Origin of the sequence: Streptomyces sp. NPDC049627, from assembly GCF_044465645.1 — a bacterium.
In the GTDB taxonomy this organism is placed as follows: domain Bacteria; phylum Actinomycetota; class Actinomycetes; order Streptomycetales; family Streptomycetaceae; genus Streptomyces.
The window spans coordinates 88,998-109,847 of the sequence record NZ_JBITLW010000014.1 but is presented as its reverse complement, the minus strand read 5'-3'; the positions used below and the strand labels follow the sequence as shown (position 1 = coordinate 109,847).

General features: G+C 69.2%; 20 protein-coding genes and 3 pseudogenes. 14 read left to right on the top strand and 9 right to left on the bottom strand.

The genetic code is table 11. The features are described 5' to 3' along the window. Positions 1-40: 40 nt before the first annotated feature. Genes ACIBU0_RS33800 through ACIBU0_RS33780 form a run of 5 tightly spaced genes read left to right on the top strand, consistent with a single transcriptional unit; the run spans position 41 to position 4,611 of the window. Entirely contained in the window at positions 41-940 is a 900-nt protein-coding gene (locus ACIBU0_RS33800; protein ID WP_398826248.1) for an STAS domain-containing protein, read from the top strand. Beyond that, on the top strand, positions 937-1,359 hold the full coding sequence (locus tag ACIBU0_RS33795) for an STAS domain-containing protein (protein WP_398826245.1): 423 nt from the start codon (positions 937-939) through the stop codon (positions 1,357-1,359). Before ACIBU0_RS33800 ends, ACIBU0_RS33795 begins: the two co-directional genes overlap by 4 nt. Then, entirely contained in the window at positions 1,356-1,799 is a 444-nt protein-coding gene (locus tag ACIBU0_RS33790) for an anti-sigma regulatory factor (protein WP_398826242.1), read from the top strand. The genes ACIBU0_RS33795 and ACIBU0_RS33790 overlap by 4 nt, the downstream gene beginning before the upstream one ends. Beyond that, entirely contained in the window at positions 1,799-2,872 is a 1,074-nt protein-coding gene (locus ACIBU0_RS33785) for a SpoIIE family protein phosphatase (RefSeq protein ID WP_398826655.1), read from the top strand. The genes ACIBU0_RS33790 and ACIBU0_RS33785 overlap by 1 nt, the downstream gene beginning before the upstream one ends. Beyond that, entirely contained in the window at positions 2,869-4,611 is a 1,743-nt protein-coding gene (locus ACIBU0_RS33780; protein ID WP_398826239.1) for a PP2C family protein-serine/threonine phosphatase, read from the top strand. The genes ACIBU0_RS33785 and ACIBU0_RS33780 overlap by 4 nt, the downstream gene beginning before the upstream one ends. Positions 4,612-4,620: 9 nt before the next feature. Here the strand turns inward: ACIBU0_RS33780 and ACIBU0_RS33775 are convergent, their stop codons facing one another. Next, positions 4,621-5,109, bottom strand: coding sequence for a MarR family winged helix-turn-helix transcriptional regulator (locus ACIBU0_RS33775; RefSeq protein WP_398826236.1), 489 nt, complete (start codon positions 5,107-5,109; stop codon positions 4,621-4,623). Between the two features lie 229 nt (positions 5,110-5,338). On the opposite strand from ACIBU0_RS33775, the gene ACIBU0_RS33770 reads away from it, so the two are divergent. The 4 genes from ACIBU0_RS33770 to ACIBU0_RS33755 all read left to right on the top strand — a co-directional run bounded on the left by ACIBU0_RS33770 (position 5,339) and on the right by ACIBU0_RS33755 (position 8,134). Further along, positions 5,339-5,683, top strand: coding sequence for a PadR family transcriptional regulator (locus ACIBU0_RS33770; RefSeq protein WP_398826233.1), 345 nt, complete (start codon positions 5,339-5,341; stop codon positions 5,681-5,683). Next, entirely contained in the window at positions 5,680-6,513 is an 834-nt protein-coding gene (locus ACIBU0_RS33765; RefSeq protein ID WP_398826230.1) for an HD domain-containing protein, read from the top strand. Before ACIBU0_RS33770 ends, ACIBU0_RS33765 begins: the two co-directional genes overlap by 4 nt. 587 nt (positions 6,514-7,100) lie before the next feature. Continuing rightward, positions 7,101-7,379 carry a hypothetical protein gene (locus ACIBU0_RS33760; protein ID WP_398826227.1) on the top strand — a complete coding sequence of 93 codons (279 nt, stop codon included), beginning with the start codon at positions 7,101-7,103 and terminating at the stop codon, positions 7,377-7,379. An 83-nt stretch (positions 7,380-7,462) separates the two neighbouring features. Continuing rightward, positions 7,463-8,134, top strand: coding sequence for an SMI1/KNR4 family protein (locus ACIBU0_RS33755; RefSeq protein WP_398826224.1), 672 nt, complete (start codon positions 7,463-7,465; stop codon positions 8,132-8,134). 302 nt (positions 8,135-8,436) lie between these two features. Here ACIBU0_RS33755 and ACIBU0_RS33750 read toward each other — a convergent pair whose 3' ends face one another. Beyond that, positions 8,437-9,147, bottom strand: coding sequence for a zinc-binding dehydrogenase (locus ACIBU0_RS33750; protein WP_398826221.1), 711 nt, complete (start codon positions 9,145-9,147; stop codon positions 8,437-8,439). Then, on the bottom strand, positions 9,125-9,367 hold the full coding sequence (locus ACIBU0_RS33745; protein WP_398826218.1) for an alcohol dehydrogenase catalytic domain-containing protein: 243 nt from the start codon (positions 9,365-9,367) through the stop codon (positions 9,125-9,127). The genes ACIBU0_RS33750 and ACIBU0_RS33745 overlap by 23 nt, the downstream gene beginning before the upstream one ends. A 482-nt stretch (positions 9,368-9,849) precedes the next feature. Here ACIBU0_RS33745 and ACIBU0_RS33740 point away from each other — a divergent pair, with 482 nt between their 5' ends. After that, on the top strand, positions 9,850-10,365 hold the full coding sequence (locus ACIBU0_RS33740) for a putative immunity protein (protein WP_398826215.1): 516 nt from the start codon (positions 9,850-9,852) through the stop codon (positions 10,363-10,365). Positions 10,366-10,523: 158 nt separating this feature from the next. Then, positions 10,524-11,201, top strand: a pseudogene (locus ACIBU0_RS33735) (transposase); the annotation flags it as partial. A 74-nt stretch (positions 11,202-11,275) separates the two neighbouring features. Here the strand turns inward: ACIBU0_RS33735 and ACIBU0_RS33730 are convergent. From ACIBU0_RS33730 to ACIBU0_RS33720, 3 genes and pseudogenes are all read right to left on the bottom strand, one after another. Beyond that, a complete protein-coding gene (locus ACIBU0_RS33730; RefSeq protein WP_398826212.1) occupies positions 11,276-12,010 on the bottom strand; it encodes a dienelactone hydrolase family protein in 735 nt (244 codons plus the stop codon). Positions 12,011-12,586: 576 nt separating this feature from the next. Further along, positions 12,587-12,976, bottom strand: a complete 390-nt coding sequence (locus ACIBU0_RS33725) for a signal peptidase I (protein WP_398826209.1) — start codon at positions 12,974-12,976, stop codon at positions 12,587-12,589. Positions 12,977-13,034: 58 nt separating this feature from the next. Continuing rightward, a pseudogene (locus tag ACIBU0_RS33720) lies at positions 13,035-13,377 on the bottom strand (IS5/IS1182 family transposase); the annotation flags it as partial. Between the two features lie 472 nt (positions 13,378-13,849). On the opposite strand from ACIBU0_RS33720, the gene ACIBU0_RS33715 reads away from it, so the two are divergent. Continuing rightward, on the top strand, positions 13,850-15,160 hold the full coding sequence (locus ACIBU0_RS33715; RefSeq protein ID WP_398826653.1) for a chloride channel protein: 1,311 nt from the start codon (positions 13,850-13,852) through the stop codon (positions 15,158-15,160). Between the two features lie 90 nt (positions 15,161-15,250). Continuing rightward, positions 15,251-15,490: a hypothetical protein gene (locus ACIBU0_RS33710; RefSeq protein ID WP_398826206.1), complete on the top strand. Its 240-nt coding sequence runs from the start codon at positions 15,251-15,253 to the stop codon at positions 15,488-15,490. Positions 15,491-15,780: 290 nt separating this feature from the next. Here the strand turns inward: ACIBU0_RS33710 and ACIBU0_RS33705 are convergent. Then, positions 15,781-16,065 (bottom strand): annotated as a pseudogene (locus ACIBU0_RS33705) (transposase family protein); the annotation flags it as partial. 91 nt (positions 16,066-16,156) lie between these two features. On the opposite strand from ACIBU0_RS33705, the gene ACIBU0_RS33700 reads away from it, so the two are divergent. After that, complete coding sequence (locus tag ACIBU0_RS33700) at positions 16,157-18,391, top strand: tetratricopeptide repeat protein (RefSeq protein ID WP_398826203.1); 2,235 nt, start codon at positions 16,157-16,159, stop codon at positions 18,389-18,391. Positions 18,392-18,866: 475 nt separating this feature from the next. Here the strand turns inward: ACIBU0_RS33700 and ACIBU0_RS33695 are convergent, their stop codons facing one another. Beyond that, positions 18,867-19,157, bottom strand: coding sequence for a barstar family protein (locus ACIBU0_RS33695; protein ID WP_398826200.1), 291 nt, complete (start codon positions 19,155-19,157; stop codon positions 18,867-18,869). Between the two features lie 4 nt (positions 19,158-19,161). Then, complete coding sequence (locus ACIBU0_RS33690) at positions 19,162-20,844, bottom strand: hypothetical protein (RefSeq protein ID WP_398826198.1); 1,683 nt, start codon at positions 20,842-20,844, stop codon at positions 19,162-19,164. Between the last annotated feature and the right edge of the window lie 6 nt (positions 20,845-20,850).

Sequence of the window (20,850 nt, the reverse complement as noted above, 5' to 3'; positions counted from 1 at the left end):
AACGGTCGGGGCGACGCACCACGTAGGAGGAGGGAAATACGTGCCGGAGCAGCAAACGGCAGCAGAGCAGACCAACCCGGTGCAGGAGGTCGAGGCCTTCCTGCGGCGGCGCCGGGAGCAGATCGCCCAACGCTGGGCGGACGCGACGCTGTTCCGCACGGTGTTCACCGTCTCCCGGGACGAGGCGGTCGAAGCCGGCCGGGCCGTGGTGGAGGCGTTGGCCGCGGTGGCCGCCTCCGGGCGCGTGGAGGACGCGGAGGCGGACGGGTTCGCGGTCGTCCGCGAGCAGTTGGCGCGTACGGCGCACTCCCGGGCGCGCGCCGGGGCCACCCTCGCGCAGATCTCGGCGGAGATGGACGCACTGCGGCCGTCCGTCACCGACCTCCTGCTCGACGACCTGTCCGACGTGCCGGCCGAGCATCTGCGCGAGTGCACGACGGCGCTGACCGTGCTGATGGGCACACTGCGCCTGGTCATGCTGGAGACGACGACGATCGCCGGGCAGGAACTCATCAACCGCCAGCGGCTCGAACTGCTGGAGATCGCCACCCCCGTCATCAAACTGTGGGAAGGCATCGTCGCCGTACCGCTGATCGGCACGCTCGACAGCGCCCGCAGCCAGGTCGTCATGGAGACGCTCCTGGACGCCGTCGTCGAACAGCGCGCACGCATCGCGATCCTGGACATCACCGGCGTGCCGACGGTCGACTCCCTGGTGGCGCAGCACCTGATGAAGACCGTGGCGGCGGCGCGACTGATGGGAGCGGAGTGCATAGTGTCCGGGATCCGTCCGGCCATCGCACAGACCATCGTCCACCTCGGCATCGACCTGAGCTCGGTGCTCACCCGCGCCAGTCTCGCCGACGCCCTGGCCTACGCACTGCAGCAGCAGGGCGCCCACATCGTGCCGAACCCCGCCTCGCCCGCGGAGCTCCGGTGACCGGCGCCTCCACCTACCCTTACGAAGGACACGTGCCCGTACTCAGGCTCGGCGGGGTCCTTCTGGTCACCCTCCAGGGCGACCTGTACGACAGCACGGCCGAACGGCTCCGGCAGGACATCGGCGAGACCGTCTCCGACAGCGCGATCACCGGTGTGGTCATCGACCTGTCCGGGGTCGAGATCGTCGACTCGTTCATGGGCCGTGTGCTCAGCGACGTCGCGGCGATGACCGGACTGCTGGCCGCCCAGACCGTGGTGGCGGGGATGCGTCCGGCGGTGGCCATCACGCTGGTGGAACTCGGCCTGACCCTGCCGGGACTGCGCACCGCTCTGAGCACCGAGGAGGCCCTGCGCCTGCTCGGTGCCGAGGTGACGGCCCTGCCCCGCGACGGGCGCGCACGCCGGGAGAGCCCGTGACCCACAGCCCCGGCAGTGTCTCCGCCTGCCTGCCGATCCACTCGGACCTCGACCTGGTGCGGGTGCGGCAGCATGTGCGGCAGATGACCGCCCGACTCGGGTTCGGTCTGGTGGAACAGACCAAACTCGTCACCGCCGCCAGTGAACTGGCGCGCAACGCCCTCGTCCACGGCGGCGGGGGCCAGATGGAGTGCACGCCGGTGACCAGCGGCGGGATACAGGGACTGCGTCTCGCCTTCACCGACCGGGGCCCCGGCATCGCGGACCTGGACCAGGCCCTGTCCGACGGCTACACCTCCGGTGAGGGGCTCGGGATGGGCCTGGGCGGTGCCCGGCGCCTGGTCCATGAGTTCTCCATCGACAGCCGCCGCGGCGTGGGCACCACGGTGACGGTGACGTCGTGGATCTCCCGGCCGCCCCGTCCGCGCGAGGCGCCCTGATGCCGCGCGTCTGGGAGGTGCCGGTGCACGACTCGACCCGTGTACGCGAGGTACGCATGGCGGCCGGGGCCGCGGCCCGCCATGCCGGACTGGCCGAGGACCGCCTTGCCGCCGCCGAACTCGTGGCCACCGAACTCGCCACCAATCTGCTGAAGCACGCCGGTGGCGGGCAGATACTCCTCGACCTCGTGGGTCCACCCGTTCCGGCCTACGGCGACGAGAGGACCCCCTTGCTGCAGATCATGGCCGTCGACCACGGGCCAGGCATCCCCGACCCGGTCGCCGCGCTGCGCGACGGCTACTCGACGACCGCCTCCCTCGGCGCCGGCCTCGGCACCTGCCGGCGCACGGCGGACGACTTCGGCCTGCACAGCACACCCGGGCAGGGCACGGTCGTCATGGCGAGGATCGCCCCCCGCCCGAACCGCGACAGCGGCGGACCGCACCCCGCCCCGCTCCCGGTGCGGGCCGGCGGGGTCAACATCCCCTTCGCGGGTGCGGAGTTCTCCGGCGACGCCTGGGCGTGCGTCCGCACCGGCGACCGCGTGACGCTGATGCTGGCCGACGGCCTCGGCCACGGCCCTCAGGCGGCCCGAGCGTCCTCCGCCGCGGTGGAGGAGGCGCGGCGCGCGCCCCACCTGCCACCGGCGGACCTGCTGCGTCGGCTGAACGGTGCCCTGCGCGACACCAGGGGCGCGGCCGTGGCCGTGGCCCAACTCGACGTCGCCACCGGCCGGCTGTCCTTCGCCGGGGTCGGCAACGCAGGGGCCCGGCTGCGCCGCGGCGACGGCTGGCACGGGCTCGTCTCCCGTCCGGGCATCGTCGGCGCACACCTCCCCGCGCGCCTGCCGCAGCACCAGGAGACCTGGACCGACCACTCCCTTCTGGTCCTGCACAGTGACGGCCTGCCGAGCCGCTGGAGTCCCGGCCCGGCCGCTCAAGCCCCGTCCTCCCTCGACCCCGCCGTGATCGCCGCCTCGATCGTGCGGGACGCCAGCAGCGCCGCCCGGCCGGTACGCGACGACACCGCCGTCGTAGTGCTGAGCCCCTTCCCTCCGGACCGCCCCTCATGACCCGCACCTGGCACGTCCGCACCATCACCGAGGCCGCGCAGGCCCGAATCGCCGTCGCGCGGCTGGCCGCCGCGTGCGGAGTCACCCCCGTGGAGCGCACACGGCTGGTGGCCGCGCTGACCGCCCAGCTACGGCAGTGCCTCACCAAGGGAGGTGACTGGCGGGTCGGCGTGGAACCGGCCGTGTCACCCGCTGGGGGCGACTTCCGCGTAGAGGTGGCCGCGACGAACGGACGGCCGGAGGACCGGCGGCCCCCGTGGCGTGCGTCTGCTCCCTGCGCGCAGGACGCGGACCTCTCCGGCGCCGACCATGTGACCGACGACCCGGCCGCGCTGGCCGAGGCCCTGTTCGGTGCCGACGAAGACACGGCACTGCTGCTGGAGCGGCTCGACGAGCAGGAGGCGCTGGTCGCCTTCCACCGCGAGGAACTCCACCAGACCAACCAGGGCGTGCTGGCGCTCCACGCCGAACTGGACGCCGCCGGCCGGGCCCAGCGCGAGCTCTTCGACGCCGAGCAGAAGGCGCGCAAGGAGGCCGAGAACGCCCGCGGCCGGCTGACGTTCCTGGCCGATGCCAGCGCCGCCCTCACGGCCTCCCTCAACCACGAGGCCATCGTGCGGCTGCTGCCCGCCCTGCTGGTGCCGCGGTACGCGCGCACCGTCGACGTCTGGCTGTTCGACGGCACGGACGACGCGCAACGCGGTGGCCCGCATCCGGCCGCCGCCGTCCTCGCGGCCCGCCGCGGCCGCCCGCAGTACGCCGCCGACCACCCCGGCCATCTGCCCGGCGTCGACGACCAGCCGCCCTCCGCCCTCGACCCCGGCCGACCCCTGCTGTGCATCCCCCTGCTCACCCGCCGGGCACCCCAGGGCGTCCTCACGCTGTCGCCGCCCGACAAGCGCTGGGACGCGGACGACGCCGTCATGCTCATCGAGCTGACCCGACGGGCCAGCATCGCCCTGGAGAACGCCAGACGCTTCGAGCACAACCGGGACATCGCCGAGACCCTGCAACGCGCCCTGCTCACCGAACTGCCCACCACACCGGGCCTGAGCCTGGCCGCGCGCTACCTCCCGGCCACCCGCGGCCTGAACATCGGCGGGGACTGGTACGACGCCTTCCGCCAGCCCGACGGCAGTCTGCTCACCGTCGTCGGAGACGTCACCGGGCACGGCCTGCACGCCGCGGTGATGATGAGTCAGCTGCGCACCGCGCTGCGCGCCTACGCCGTCGACGGCAGCAGCCCCGGCCAGCTCCTGACGCGGCTGCACCAGTATCTGCACCGCCTGCGCCTCGACCTGTACGCCACCGCCGTCATCGCACGCTTCCACCCGGACGATCCCACGCTCACCTGGGCCGCCGCAGGTCATCCGCCCCCGGTGCTGCGCACGCCCGACGGCCGGGTGCGCACCCTCGATGCCAAGCCCGGTGCCATGCTGGGCATCCCGCTGAAACAGGAGATCCGGGATCACACCGTGCCGCTCTCGCCCGGATCCACGCTCGCGCTGTACACCGACGGTCTGGTGGAGCGCCGCTCCCAAGGGATTGACCCCGGTATCGGGCGCCTCGCCGAGGCGCTGGGCGGCTTCAGCCCGGCCGAACTCGACACGGATCTGGAAGCGTCGGCCGACCGGCTCCTGCACCCGTTGCTGCACGACTCCGAACACGAGGACGACGTATGCCTGTTGCTGTGCCACGTCCACACGAGCGCGGCCCTGCAGCGCACCCCGGACTCCTGAGCCGGCCTTTCAGCCTTCCGCTCCGGCATCCGCACCGGGCTCCGGGGCGGGGGACGGTCCGCCCTCGTAAAAGGCGGACAGCAGCTGTTCGAGCCGTACCCGCTGCGTGGGAGGAGCGCCGTCGAAAACCGTGCTCAGACGCAGGGACAGCCGCTCGGTGAGGTCCGTCAGGAACCTCCTTCCCTGAGCCGTGATCTCCAGGCGCACCTCCCGCCGGTCGTCGGGCTGCGGGCACCGCACGAGCAGCCCGGCGGCTTCCAGCCGGTCGCACAGCCGGCTGGCGGCGGGAAGCCCGATGTGCAGATGCTCGGCCAAGGCGGTGACGTTCAGCGCGGGCCGACCGCGCACGGCCCGCAAGGCGCGTATCTGGCGCGGAGGCAGCCGTGGACGGACCTCTTCGACGGCCGAGAACCAGAGTGCCACCAGGTTCTCCACGGCTTCGACCAGCTGCCGGCCGACGACGTCGGAGGGGCTCTCGGTATCCCGCTCGCGGCACATGATCCGTCATCCTTCGAAGGCCGCGGTCCACTCCCCATCGGAGTGTCCGGACAGCCTCACAGCGATACGCACGAACACTTCTCTCTCGGTCGACTCCGGCCTGGGGTTCATCAGTGCAAGGGCCTACCCGAACAGATGGCGAGTACACGACTGCGTGCGTCGCCGCGAGTGGTTCACGGTCCGTCAGTATCTCTAGACAGCCTGTATATAGGCTATGTAGAGTACGAGTATGGGTAGTCCGCGTATGACCCTGCAGACCCAACTGGTCCTGCGGGCCTTGCTGGAAGACCCCGCCAAACAGCGCTACGGCCTTGAGCTGTGCGAGTTGGCGGGATTGCCGTCGGGCACGATCTACCCGATCCTCGCCCGCTTGGAACAAGTCGGCTGGGTGGACAGCACCTGGGAAGACCCCGCCGTACACGTGGAGGCCGGCCGGCCACGCCGCCGCTTCTACCAGATCACCGACGACGGCGCCGAGCAGGCCCGCGACGCCCTTGCCCGCGCCTACCGCGCCCGCAAACAGCCCCTGCCCGGGTGGGCCGCCCGGCCGATCGCTGGGGGAGGGGCGTCATGAGTGCCCTGCGCCGGTTACCGCCCCGCCCGAGCAAGCGCCACGACACCACGCCGTCCCTGGACAGCATCCTGGCCGTGGTACGCGCGCACCACCCCCATGCCTACGCCTGGCCCATCCAGCATGCCCACGAGGAGGCCGCTGCCTGGCACGAGGGCCAGGCCCGTCGCAGCGGAGACCCGTACATCACGCACTGCCTCGCCGTGGCGGCCGTCGTCGCCGACATCGGTATGCCACCCGCCGTGGTCTGCGCGGCCCTGCTGCACGACATCGACGACACACCCTGCCCGCCGGGGCGCGTGGCCGAACACTTCGGACAGGAGATCGCCGAGCTGGTCTCAGCCGTCCGCACCGCCGAGCTCACCGCAACCCCGCCGAGCAGCCGCCACGTCGACATCACAAACCCTGCCATCCAGCCGACGCGTGAGGAGGCCGTGCTGGCCATCCGCCTCGCCGACCGGCTGCACAACATGCGCACCATCGCGTTTGTGGCGCCGGCCAAGCAGTACCGCAAGGCTCGCGAAACCCTCGAGGTTCTCGCGCCATTGGCCCGCGCGGCGGGCCTGTGCGACGTGAGCCGTGAACTGCACGACCTTTCTGCGGCCGTCCTCCAGCCCGCATCCTCCGCACCCGCCGTCACGGCACGCTTGCTGGACATGCTCACCCTGCTGCTCCCCACCCGGCAGCGAGCACGATGGCGCGAGGAATGGCACGCCGAACTGGCCACTCTCCCCAGGCGCCGCAACCGCATCCGTTTCACGCTCCGGGTCATGCTCGGCACACCCAGGCTGTCCTGGACGCTGCGCCGTCCGACCCGCCAGGAACGACGATGATGAACACGACGGCCCGTATCGGAGGCGTCCTGGGAGCGGCGGCCGCTTTCGTCATCGCCATGGCGCGCGGAGGTCTGTCCGCCTGGGCGACCGGAGCACTCATGGCAAGCGCATTGATCCTCGTCGCGGTTGTCCTGTTCATCCCCAGCGAGACACCGGCTCGCCGCCTGGGCAACCTGATTCAGGCCTGGCGCGTCCCAACCGGAGCTCCCATCAGGCCCGAACCAGGCCGGCCTCCTGCAACTCCCCCTTCGTCCCCCCAAGACGCCACATGACAACTGTCCTGATCCCACGAGAGCCTGCGGCAGTTCCCCGCACTCGCCCACTGGCCCGAGCGTGGCCCGGCCCACCGCTCCGCCTGGTCGGAACTGACGACGTCACCACCGGGCCTGTGCCCGGGCCCGGCCAGTCTGGAAGGGCCTGCCCGCCGCATGGTTCGTTGAGGGGGTCTTCGCTCTGCGCGCGAAGACGGGCACAGTTACCGGACGGATGGTTCCGTCGCGCTGAACGCGCTCGCGCTCCGGGACCGTCTCGCGGTCGACCATCCCGCCCACGACGGATACAGCAACCTTCCGGAGGAGGTGAAGGTGCACATCCGCCGAGTAGGACTCTTCTACGACGACATCGGCAAACTCGTCGCCCACGGTATCGTCGACGAGCGGCTCATCCTCGGTGCCTACGGCGACGCGATTCCTGGCACCTGGGACACGCTGGCGCCCTACATCTGTGCGGAGCGGGAGAAGCACCGCAACTTGAGCATGGTCTACTTCGAGGATCTGGCACACCGAGCGGGCCGGACCACCATGCAGCATCTGCACGTCGCCGCGGGACTGCGAGCTCGTCCTCCGGCAACCAGAGCCCGGTAGAAGGACGCGCCGAGGAAGCGTGCTGTGCCGACTGCGTGGGGCAGGCCACAGCCGGTTCGCGGGAGGGCCGTAGGGTCGCGAGTATGAGTGACGACGAGCAGCAGGAAAAGGCCGTTGAGGGCGCCTGGGGGAGGGTCGAGGCGTGGCTGAAGCAGAATGCTCCGCGCTCCTACCGGTTGCTCCCTCCGCCTGCCGCAGAGGCCGACATCCATGCGGTTGAGCAGGAACTCGACCTCGTCGTCCCACCGGGACTGCGGGCGTTCTACCGCCTCCGCAACGGCACCGGTCACCCCGCTGACTTCGGCTGGACACCGGAACCCGAGACCGGGCTCCCTCCGCAGGGGCAGGGAACAGCTTGGCTGTTGCCGATGAAGCACGCGATTCCGCCGGTGGAGCACTTGCCGTACTGGGATGAAGGCCCCCACACCATCGGCATGCCGGTCGACTCCGCGTTGCGCTACCTCGCCTTCGCCGCGACCGACCGCAGTGGCCTCTACGGACTGTTCACCGACTGCACTCCAGGGCCCGGTTACGGACGGATCGGAACCTTCGAAGAGGCCGGCGTTCCCGAGCTGGGCGTGTGGCCGTCGTTCGCCGACTACCTCATCGAAGTCGCCGATGCCCTGTACGAGAACCGTGGTGTGGAGTACGCGGACGGGCGCCAGAACAGGAATGTGCCGGGTCTCGTCGATCAGGCCCTGGTGTGGGACGGCCCTTCGTATCCGATGGACCCCGACTGGACCCGCATCGCATAGAAGATCGGTCGGTCAACGGTCAGTCAGCCGACCTTCTTCCACGCGCAGACCGTTTCGGCGTTGTGACAGCCGTGCCGTCATTGCGCCGTTCGCCACCGAGCCGTCAGCCGTCGAGCGGCTGGGCCACTCCATGGAGTTCCTCACCGTCACTCACACCAAGGGAACCGTAGTGCAAGAGGTGTCGCTGCGTCCGTCGAAGTGCTTCGGAGCCCCTGTCGCCGAGTCAGCAGCACCGTGCTGTTGAAGCCATCGGCTGCCTGCGCCGGTCTGTCCAGCCGCCGCGGTGGTGGTCCCTCATACGCTCAGAAGGTGAGGACCACTCGCCCCCGCAGACCGCCTGCCTCCATCAACCGGTGTGCCTCGACGGCCTGTTCGGATGGCAGGGCCTGTGCGACGCGCAGGGTCAGCCGACCCGTCTCCGCCAGCTGGCGCAACCGGTCGAGCTTGGCGTGTTCGCGTGCGTACTGCGGCACGAACGTGTGCTGGACCGTGATGCCGCGCTCCTCGGCCACCTGGTTTCCGCCGACCGATGTCACCATCCGGCCGTCGTCGCGCACCGCGCGGAGGGCGAGTCCGGCAACCCCCGCGGTGTCGGCGAGCCCGTCGACGCCGTCGGGCACCTCCTTGCGCACCAACTCCGGGAAGTCGCTCCCGCGCGGCAGTACGACGTCGGCGCCCAGGGCACGCACCAATTGCTCGTCCTTCGAGGCCGCGTCGGCGATCACCCGGAGTCCGTCGGCCTTGGCCAGCTGGACCAGGTAGCCGCCGACCGCACCCGCCGCGCCGGTGACGACGACGGTGGCTGTGGCCGGGAGTGCGAGCAGGTCCAGTGCCATGCCGGACAGATCGTTCATCGGCAAGGTCGCGGCCTCCAGGTGTGTCGTGCCCACCGGTGCCCGGACTACCGACTCGGCAGGGACGACCAGGTGTTCGGCGTACGCTCCATGCGTCCCGGACACGACCGCTACGGCCATGACGCGGTCGCCCACGTCAAGATCGGTCTCGACCCTCACCGATCTGCACCACCACGCCGGCCGCGTCCATACCCGGGACGCAGGGCGGTTCGGCGTCGGAGACGAAGGCGATGCCCCGGCGCACCAGCGCGTCGACCGGATTGACCGTGGCCGCATGTACCCGGATGCGTATCTCGCCCGGCCCGGGCTCAGGAACGGAAAGATCCAGGACGCGCAGCACTTCGGGGCCGCCGAATTCGGTAAGTCCTATGGCCTTCATGGGAAACAGCGCTCCTACTGATCTTCGGCGTACGAGCACTGCGAGGTCGTACGCGGCAAATAGGGATTCTTCGGGGTACGGAGTGGTGTGGACCCGAACGGTCACGGCCACTCCACGTTCGCCCCTCCGGCCAGGCGGATCTCGCGTGCGGTGCGTGCACGGTGCGCGCGGTGAAGTGGAGACAGGGACTGCGGCGAAAATCATGTCTCCCCACTCAGCCTGCATATGGCGCGCCGGGACGACTCCGGCCCGCCTGCTGCGGGACCTGCCGCTTCGGAGCTGAGTGGCGGCGGCCGCCGACGGTGGACGCGCCTTCCTGAGACCCCCTCGCTTCCTCAGAGCTTGTCTCGTCGGGCCGGGAAACCGGCAACCGGGCTTGCGGATCGACCCACCAGGTTTGCAGGCTTCGCTCCGAGGCCCGCATGGTCGCGGGCTCGCGTCCTCGGGTGTGGGGCGGATGCCAGAAGGAAGGAATGCCAACCATGATCCTCCCGAAGGTCAGGGACCCTCGCTTCGTGACGATTCGCCGCGGTGGGACCCTCACTGCTTCGGATCACCATCTCCTCGCCCTGTGGGCGGCAGCTTGCGCGGAGCACGTCCTCGACCTCTTCGAGTCGGTTCGGCCTGAGGACCCACGGCCGCGCCAGGCGATCGAGCATGCCCGCGCCTGGGTCCGTGGCGAGGTCAAGATGATGCAGGCCCGCGCGGCGGGCGGCCATGCAATGGGCGCGGCTCGAGATCTGCGGGGCGCAGCACGCCATGCCGCTTACGCCGCCGGTCAGGCCGCAGTCGTCGCACACGTCGCCGCGCACGAGCTCGGTGCGGCTGCCTATGCGATCAAGGCCGCACGCGCTGCCGCGCCCGAAGACGACAGTGAGGCCGCGGGGCGACTCGAATGCCAGTGGCAGCGTGACCAGCTCCCGGAAGCGATTCGCGAGCTCGTACTCGACGACCAGCGATTGCGGAACGACATCTGCTGGTCGGTGTTTGACTGCTGAGCGTGCGTCGAGCGCCAACACCCCACGCAGAAACGCCACCCCACCGCGCGATGTACCAGCTCAGGATGGACCTCACGGACGTGCACCGTGCCATCGAACGTTGAACGCGTGCCACTGAAACGTCCTTGGGCCAGCCGCACTCACGGGTCATCTTCTCCATGAGCAGCGTGCTGGAGCCGCTGTTGCCGAAGGGCATCAAGTCTGGACGCCCGCCAGTGCACACCAAACGGCAGCTGATCAACGGGATACGGTTCCGCCCTCGGACCGGCACACCGCGGCGGGACCTGCCGGAACGCTATGGGCCGTGGGTGACGGTGTATGGACTCTTTCGCCGCCGGCAGCGCGACGGCGCCTGGCCCACCATCGGCCCCCGCCCACCAGCACGCGGCCGGCGCCCGCAAAAGGAGGATCTCCAGGTCGAGCCGCCCGGTGGGTCTTCACCGAGCCTGACGACCACGGGCTCGGACGCTCACGGGCCTGCTCGACCGCCAAGCTGCACCTGGCGGTCGAGCAGGCCCAGAAACCGATGTCGCTGGTGATCACAGCCGGGCAGTGTGGAGACTCTACGCAGTTCCAGGTCGTCCTCAACCGGATCCGTGTACCCCGGCTTGGGTCCGGACGGCCGCGCACCCGGCCGGACAAGGTCCGCGCCGACAAGGCGTGGCTCTCGCGGTGGCCGTCCGCCGAAGTTCGACCCGGCCGACTACAAAGAGCGCCACGCGGTGGAGTGCGGGGTCAATCGCCTCGAACGCCACCGCGCGGTCGCCACGAGATACGACAAGCTTGCCGTCCGCTACGAAGCAACCGTGCTGGTCGCGGCCATCAATGAGTGGCTGTGGCTCAGCACTCTCGCAACACGCCCCAGGACTGCGGAGCCGTGCACTTCAGGTTCGGTTGCCGGGCCGGAGCCTCAACAGTTGGCCAGATTGCGGCCGAGGAGGGGGAGGAGGCGGTCCCAGCGAAGCCGCAATGCGGCGGGGTTGAAAGCGTCGGTGTCGGCCATGGTGAAGCCGTGGACGGTGTCGGGGTAGATCTCAGAGGTGTAGTCGACACCCGCGGCGTCCAGGACCTGGTTGAGTTCGGCGAGGACCTCGGGCGTCAGGTCGGGTTCGGCGTGGCCGAAGTGGACCTGGGCGGTGAGGCGGCGCAGGCTGTCGGGCCCGGCGGCGCCCACGGGGGCATGGAATCCGGCGACGGCGGCCACCCGGCCGGGGTGGGCCGCGGCGGTGCGCACCGCCAGGAGGCCGCCTATGCAGTAGCCGGTCACCGCGACGGGTCCGGAGCTGACTTCGGGCTGGGTGCTGAGGAACCTGAGGTAGGCGTCGGCGTCGCGCAGGGTCCGTTCGGTGGTGTGCGCCTCAATCAGGGGCATCAGACGACCCATGACCGCGGTCCGGTCCTCTTCTCCGATGTGCTCGGGAAGTTCGACCACAGGTGCCGGGCCGTGCCGGTAGAAGAAGTTGGGGACGAGCACGTAGTACCCGTGGCCGGCCAGTTCGCGGGCCATCTCCCGTAGCACGGGCCGGATGCCGAAGCCGTCCGCGTACATCAGCACCCCCGGGTGCCGTTCGCCATCGTCGGGGAAGGCGGCGAAGGCATCGGCCTGGCCGTCCGCGGTGGGAATCTGCAGCATCTTGGTGGGCATGAACTCTCCTGTCGTGGTTGATGTGTCCTGTGATCAACACGACGGAGGCGGCGCCCGCGCAGCAGCGCAAGACCCTCGATCGAACAGCGGGCTCGCACCGGCCCGCACGGCGCTCAGAAGAGCACCGGGTCACCGATCCGTGTGTGGCGCAATGCCGTCCCGGTAGTCATCCCGGCAATCTAGTCCACCGAACAAAGCCGACGCCAGCACCCCCAGTCCACAGCGTGGTTCGCGAGAATGATCTCGGCCAACCCCTCGGATCCTGAACCCGGTCAACTCGCTGCCCGTGACTCCAGCACTGAGCTTCCGGCTGCACGGCCCTCGCCGCATTTCTGAAACACGCCCAGACCTTGGTGCGTGGGCGCGTACGTGCCACCAAGGCGTACGTCTCCCGCATGAACCGCGTCTGCCTGGCTGGCGCGGAATACGCTGCACCATCCCATGCGGTCGAGTGAGCCATCAATGGCCTCAAAAGGCACCGTGCTGTGGCCGCGAGGTATGCCAAGCTCGCGGTCCGCTACGAGGCGACCGTCCTGGTAGCGGCCATCAACGAATGGCTGTGGCCATGGGGCTCGATCAGGCCTGTAGTCGCCCCTGATCCCTCTCTGTCACTGCGTAACCGGGCACGGACGGCCACCGAACGGTCAACACCACCGACTCTTCCTCTGCGAACCATGAGTGATCGACTCCGCGTCCCCACACCACGTAATCACCCTGCTGTTCCAGAAGGACGCTGCGACCCGGGAGTTGAACGCGGAAACGGCCGCTGATGAGAACCAGGAGAGCTGTGCGCTCCTCACCCTTCACCCACTGCAGTCGCTCATCGCCACGGGGGTGCACACCCCATTTGATCTCCACAGCCTCGCTGTGGCGCGGATCGCCAGTCTCCTTGAAGTGTCCCAGGAGCCATCCCCGGTCCAGTGCCGCATCCTTGCCCGCGTTGCCCACGTACACGCTGTCGTTCACGTGGCCGGACGCTAGCAGCTGCTCTCGTGATCACCCGCACTCCCTCTCAGTACCCGGCCAGGGCAGAGCGCCACCAGGCGTGCGCATCGGCGGTAGTACCCGGCTCAGGGCGGGCTGCAGCGATCACTGGCGGCATGTCGCGTCCAACGATGACCTGCACATTCGCGCGAACCGGTAGTTACGGCTGGAGGCGCCCGCGCTCCGGTCACGGACCGGGACCGAAGTGCCGTCCATGACCGACAGCCGGTCCGCGGCATCGGTCGGGCGTACGACGGGCTCGAGCGCGAGCAGCGGGCCCAGCCGCTGGACGGCCCGGCACGCCGCGGGGGAGGAGAGTGTCACCGACCGCCGAACAGCGGGCCGAGCTGCCACATCGTCAGGTCCGTGCGGTAGTACACGGCACCAGCAGCACCCGCTCGGCCCTTAACGCCCCGGCCATGCACAGGAGATGCCCGGCTCACGGGATTGTGCAACACGCTTCAGGGCCTGTTGCGGAAGTGCCGACCGCGCAGCGCAACGATGTCCGGTTGTCGCCGGCAAGGTCCTGCTGTGGTGCTCGTGCTGGTGGCATGGCGATGTCATCCACTACGGAGTCAGCAGGGGTGCTCACCGGCATGTATGCGGCTGAGGCGGAGTACCTGGCGGCAGGAGGCCCTGGCGAGGCTTCGTTCGACCTGCTCGCTCCCTGCTCTGCGCCGGATACCCCGGCGGTGTGTCTGACGACGATGAGTGACCGATTGGATAATCTTGTGCCGATATAGGTGCATCGCCTGTTGTTCCGCAACTCAGGAGGGCCTCATCGCCGGCAGGAACTCAGATGCGGCCGCGTCCGCACCGGAGAGTCAGCCCCAGGAGGCCGCCCAACTGCGGAACATGCTGCGCCGGCCCGAGTACCGCAAAGCGCTGGTGTTCTGCGGGCTGATCGGTGTTCCGGTGTCGCTGATCGCTTTCTGGTTCCTTGTGGCGCTGCAAAAGCTGGAACAGCTTCTCTGGACGGACTGGCCAAGGGATCTGGGCTGGAAGCAGGCCCCTTGGTGGTGGGGGTTCCCGCTGCTGCTGGTGGCCGGTGTGGCCGTCGGTCTGATCGTCACGCGGCTACCGGGTCTGGGCGGTCACATCCCGGCGGCCGGCCTGCACTCGGGCGGGATCACCAGGAACTCGCTGCCCGGCGTTGTCCTCGCCGCTCTGTTCAGCCTGCCGCTGGGCGCCGTGCTGGGTCCCGAGGCGCCCCTGATGGCGCTGGGCACCGGCCTCGCCCTGCTCTTCGCGAGTTTCGTACGGGCACCCCAGACTCCGGCGAGCACGGCGTTGCTCGGCGCGGCCGGCGCCGCGTCGGCCATCTCGGCGCTTCTAGGGAATCCGGTCGTGGGCGCGGTGCTCCTGATGGAGGTGGCCGGAGTGGGCGGGCCACAGCTCTTCGCGGTGATGCTGCCCGCCCTGCTGTCCAGCGGAATCGGGGCGCTGGTGTTCACCGGTTTCGGCCGCTGGACCGGCTTGCAGACCGGGAGCTTGAACATCGGTCTGCCCAAGCCGCCGCTGCTAGACGCCGGGGATGTCCTGTGGGCGCTGCTGATGGCGCCGGCCATCGCGCTCCTCATTCACGGCGCCTTCGTGGGCGGGCGGTTCACGGCTGGCTTCGTGGCGTCACGGACGGTGCGCAACACCACTCTCTGCGCACTCGGGGCGGCGGGCTGCATCGCGCTCTACACGATCGCCACGGGCCGTTCGCCGTCCGAGGTCGCTCTGTCCGGGCAGGCCACTCTCGGACGTCTGGCGTCGGATCCGCATGCCTGGTCGGTGGGCGCGCTCATCGCGGTGCTGGTGTTCAAGGCCATCGCCTACACACTGTGCCTGGGAAGCCTGCGAGGCGGGCCCGTCTTCCCCGCGCTGTTCCTCGGCGGGGCGACCGGCGCGCTGCTGGCGCCGCTGCCCGGTTTCGGCCTGGTGCCGGCCATGGCCGCCGGGATGGCGGCGTCGGTCACCGCGGCCCTGCGGCTGCCCGTCAGCAGCGTGGTGCTGGTCGTCCTCCTGCTGGGCAACGTGGACACGGTTCCCGTCGTGGTGCTGGCAGCGGTCGTGTCCTTCGTTTTGGCCGAACTGTTGCCTCAAGGGCCGCGGATCCCCGCGTTCAGCGAGTCGCCAGCCGGTCGAGCGCCTCGTCGAGAGTTGTCGCAGCCAGGATGAGCGACAGGGGGGTGAAGGCTTGCCCCGGATCACCTGCGGGCCGCGTTGGAGCGTTGGTAGCCCGTCTCGGCGGAGGAGGCGGCACTACGAGTGACCGCAGTGAAGCACCTGTTCGCCCACGGCTCGTTCCTGACCGCGAACCGGCTGCTGGTCAACCCCTGGCCCGGCCGCTCCGGGCACGCGGGGGCCGGAGTGGTCCGCGACGCGGAGAACACCACCGAGCGCATCTCCGAGGAGATCATCGCTCCACTCGTTAAAGGCGCCGTCTTCTACGTCACCACCGCCGGCCCCCGGACATCCTGGCTGCGCAGCGCGAACATGCCGAACTGACCGCCGCCCACCAGGCACCGCGTTCCTTCCCTGGCAACGGCTCTGCCGGGCCCGGATCGAGGCGTATGGTGCCGAGCTGCGCGCCACCGGCCGCGGTGTTCCCGCGCTGCCCCAACGCCAGGCTCGCCGCCGCCCGAGTGTCCCCATGATCAACGGGACCGTGCCGATCCAGACCATCCTCGCCCTGGTGCTGGCACTGATCGTCAACCAGCGGATCCTGCGGGTGGCGGCCGGGCCTCGGCCCGCTGGAACTGACCGCCGAGGTGGTCCATCCGCGCACGGCCTGTTGGATCGTTCGGTGAGCGTCAGTTCACCTCCCGCAGGCCGTCGGGTCGGCGTGGTCACCCACGCTCCGGCACCGATGTAGGCGCGATGGGCGAGGATCGGCACGCCTTGGCGCTTGCAGATCCTGATGATCCGGTGAGCGCGGGCCGCGGGCAGGTCATGGCAGCGCCCCGCCAGCGCGGGAGACAGCCAGCGCACCTCGCCCTGGGGGTCGGTGACCACTTGCACGTTCAACTGTGTCCGCGGTGCTTGGCTGCGTAGTGGGCCCGGCCGTCACCGAGGCGGTCGCACGGTTGATGCCCTCACTGAAAGACCGCAGTGATGGTCGCAGTGGGTGTGGATCGGCCCTATCGCGGAGACGAGGCGGTTTGGTCTCATGTCATGGTGTGGGGGAGAGGATACGTCAAGGGCTGGTGGCTGATCGTAGGCGCGGCTGTGGCGACGTCGGTGGCGGCGTTCGCCGAGTCGGAGCTTCCCGCCGGGGTGGGCGCAGTCTTGGTCGCTGTGGTGGGGGCCGTGGCCGGCGTGGCGTCCTGGCGGGGCAGCCGACTGGTGGAGGCACCGACGGCGCGTGAGCGGGGGCTGGTGGTGGCTCGGCGCGGCAGGGTTCCCCGCGTCCGCGACATCGATGATCTGTCAGTCGTACGCGTCCATGGTGCGGGTGGTGATGCGTTCCCGGCGTTCGTCCCGAGGGACAGAAGCGGCGAGATCGAGTCGGCCCTGGCCTCGCATCGTTTCGTCCTGCTGGTCGGGGACTCGACTGCGGGAAAGTCACGTGCGGCGTTCGAGGCGCTGCGAGAGAAATGCCCGAGTCATCGCCTGCTCATCCCAGAGGCGGAGAGTGGGGAAAGCCTCGCGGCCGCCTTCGAGACGGCGGAGTCCGTGCGGCCGTCGGTGATCTGGCTGGACGATCTGGAACGCTACCTGACCTCGGGGAGCGCCCTCCCGAACCTGATCAGGAACGTGATCGTCGGGGGGCCGGGGGTGCTGGTGGTGGCCACGATCCGCACCCACGAGCGGGCCCGCTTCCGTGGCATCGAGGCATCCCCCGTTGCCGAGGCGGCGGTGTTCGGCCTCGCCCACGAGATACGGCTCGACCGCCGGTGGACCGCCGCAGAGCTGCGCCGGGCGTCCGAACACACAGGGGACGAGCGCATCGCCCGAGCCATCGAGTCATCCGGCACCTACGGGATCGCCGAGTTTCTGGCAGCCGGACCGCGCCTCCTCGCGACCTTGAGGGACGCCCGTTCCCCCGAAGGGAATCACTCCCGTGGGGCGGCGCTGGTGGCCGCCGCAGCCGACGCCTTCTGCGCGGGCTGGACCACTCACGTCCCGGCTCCGGTCCTGCGCGACCTCCATGAACACCACCTGCTCGGCCTGGGGGGCGCCCGTGCCCGTCCTGAGTCTTGGGAATCCGCTCTGGCCTGGGCGACGAGACCGATCTTCGCCACCAGCAGCCTGCTGCTCCCCAACCACGACTGCACCGGCTACCGGGTTTTCGACTACCTGCCCGAAGCGATCGACTCCGAACGCGGGACCAGCCGGATCGCCCAGCCGATCTGGGACACGCTCATCGCTCACGCCGACGCAGCGATCTGCGTCGACCTGGGCTGGGCCGCCCAGCAACGGACCCAGTGGGACGCCGCGACATCCGCCTTCCGCAAGGCGATTGACGGAGGAGCCCTCATGGGCGCGATCGGCCTGGCGGAGATATCCGGAAAGGCCGACCGGCATGCCGAGGCCGTCGACGTCCTCCAAACGGTGCTGCGGTCCGCGCCGCAGGACACCGCTCCGGACGACCTCTTCGAACTCACCCTTCAGCTGGCCTGGTGGACGGGGCAGTCCGGGAACCTCAACCGGGCGGTTTCCCTCGCCGCCGAAGCATACGAAGGTTTCCTGGAGCTCCACGGAAGGATCCACCCGGCCACGATCCGAGCCAGACGGAACCTGATTCGCTGGACCGGACACATCGGCTCGGCCGCTGATGCCCTCGCGATGGCCAGGGAGCTCCTCGATACCGGACAGACCCTCTGGGGACCGGAGCACCTTCAAGTGTTGGGTCTGCGATTCGAAGTGGCCTGCTGGGCGGAGGCCGACGGGCCGCAGGCGGCCGAGCGCGTCTGGCGCGAACTCAACAACGATGCCACCCGTCTCCTCGGTGACCATCACGCCCTCACCAACGACGCCCGCTGGAACCTGGCCGAGTGGGTGACCCGAAACGGTGACCGAGAGACCGGACTTCGCCTGCAGAGAGAAGTCATCGAGGGCTGCACGGCCCTCTACGGTGCCGACCACCCGCGTACCCTGACGCGCACCATCCAACTCGCCGCCATGCTCGGACACGCTGACCGCACTGAAGAAGCCCTGACCACAGCCACAGCCGCCCGCGACGACTGCGCTCGCGTCGTGGGGCAGAACCACGAACTCACCCACTGCGCCACCTACCAGATCGCCCTGTGGACCGCTCTCTCCGGAGACACCGACACCGCACAGGCCGTCTTCACGAGACTCTTCTCCGTACTGCCGGACAGCCATCCACTCGCCGAACTATGCACTCGCCAGACAGTTGAAGGCCCGGGCTCAACAACGAACTACTACCTACCCCCCGACTGGTGACCGCCGCCCGAGACAAAACGAGGTGAACCTCAGAGGTCGTTTCCTCCCGTTATTTCATCCCGGAACGCGGACTTCGGCATGTGATGTCGGGTCACGCCAGGAAGTGGCCGTCTCGCCGGTGAGACGGCGGACCATCAGGTCGCTGGGTGACCACCGGCATCGAACGCCGGCCCCACAAGGACTTCACGCCCACCGCCTGAAGACCTGGCAGATCTTCCGTCACGCCCGCTGCGGGCCGAACCGAATGACGTCACTCGCCAAAGCAAGCCTCGTGCTACTTGTCCGGGACTTGATCGAACGTCAAGGTCTCTAGACCGGAGGCTTGGCCGAGCTCACACCGGCGGACGGCCCGGCTCTGCGAGGAACGTAATGGGCGAGGCCGCCGCGATCGACGGGCGGCCTGCGCCTGACCGCAGCCGATTGCCGTCCTTTGGCCCTCAGGAGACCTGAGGGCCGTTGACCATTGCGTCGGCTCTCAGACGAAACGCACCGTGAGCCTTTTGTCCTCCGGGTTTGCCTCATCGGCCTTGGCCGCTTTGATCAATACTGACGTGATCGCGTCGAACGCTTCCGCGCCCATCTGTTCCCGACTGACCGCGGAGTCCTTCCAGACGATCTCGACGGGACGTTCGACGTCTGTGCTGAGGCGGTCCCACAGGGCGTGGAGGTTGTGCCCGTAGTACGGCCCGAAGTCGAGGGGTCCGGCCAGGGCGTTGTGCAGGTCTGCGTGAGTTCGGATCTGCGTCCCGTCGATGGTGAGGCGCATGGTGTCACTTCCAGTTCGGCAGTCGGTAGAAGTGGAGGTAGTGGTCGCTGGTGACGTACGCCTGACCATCGTTGGAGTAAACCAGACGCCAGCCGGGCTGCTTTGACCTCTTCATCATGGGATCGATGCCGAGGTCGGCTTCATACCACTGCCGCCTCGGTGCGTCGGGCAGGCGCTGCGCCTTGAGGTCTGTCGGAGCATTGTCGTACTTGTCGCCGCCGATCTGGCCGTCCGGGACTTTGTTGCCGAGCGCTTTGCCCTGCTCCCACCCCGCCTTGCTGGCTTCGGCTTTGGTCATGTACTCGGGAGGAAGCTTGCCGTCCTTCTTGAGGCTGGCGATCAGCGGATTGGCAGCTTCTGCCGCTGCGAGGTCGTCCTTGTACCTGGCGCAGGGCCGCTTCAGGGGCTCGTCCGCTGTCACGAAGCCCGCGTAGACGATCTGCGGGCTGTCGGCGGAGTGCCGGGCAGGGACCATCGGCCGGACAGTGCAATGTCCGTTCTTGCGTTGCTCCTGCTGTTCCTCAAGAAGGCTGTTGATCTCGGCGGCGCCCACCGCCAGGGCATCGACATAGGCGGTGGCGAAGCTTTGGAACCTGACCGTGGCCCGTCCGCCTGAAGCGTTGGCCTGCTGCTGCGCTTCCGCGGCGGCCTTCGCGTCGGCCTGGACGAAGGCCGCTCCAGCCGATGTGTCGCGGCACGAGATGGTGCCGGACGCGGTGTTGCCGACGATGGGGACGGTCTTCTGTCCGCTGATGCACCCGCTTGCGGGAATCCCGCCCACCGATACGTCGGTCACCGTCATGACCACCGTCAACTGGCCCGTGGCGATACGGGACTTCTCCTTCGGCGTCACCGTACCTGTGAAGTTTTCGTTGATCAGGCACCCAGCCGGACTGCAGTTCAGATCGCCCGCGATCTTCAGATCGAAGTCGACGCCTTCGTTCCGGGCCTTCGCCAGTTCTTTGGTGTGCTGCTCCAGCGTTTCGTACATCTGCAAGCCTTCGGCTTGCGACAGCACGGCAATGTCCATGCCCGTGGAGTCGACCAGGGCGCGGTGTGCCGTCATCGGCCGTGGCAGGTCAGCGGTCGCCGTCGGAAACGGCGACGGCACCTTCGACGCGATGCTGGGCGGCTCCAGCCGCAGAACCTGGTGCGGCGCGTCCTTGGAGACGTACAGGTATCCCTCAGTGGTGTCAGCCCGCAGCGCGGGAACCCCGTTGATTCTGAATACCGGGACCTGCGGGTCGTCGAGGGATGGCAGTCCGGGATCTGCATCCAGTGCGGCTGAGAGCCTGTGGGCCAGCAGGGGCGGGGACGCAAATGTGTCGAACATCGGGTCGAGGGATGCGCTCTGTCCCGGCCCGTTGGTCGACCACTGGCTCACGGGCCTGCCGCTCGGTGCCTTCCCGTCCTTGGACGTGCTGGGGGAGTGCCGGTAGAAGGTGCGGCCGCCGACGCGCAGTACTTCGCGGTCAAGGTTCCGCAGTGTGCGCCAGCCCGTCGTCCCGAACTTGTCTCCGTACGCGGTCACCGTGATCTCATGCTGCTGTCGGCTGCTCGCCGAGGTGTCCTTGTACCGGATACCGGGTGCTTCGGCCAGGGCGGCAATCGCCTGGTTGAAAGGAGCGCGGTTGCGAGCCAACTCCCGCGCCTCCTGCGACGACGAGTCACCTTGCAGCAGTGACACAGCGAC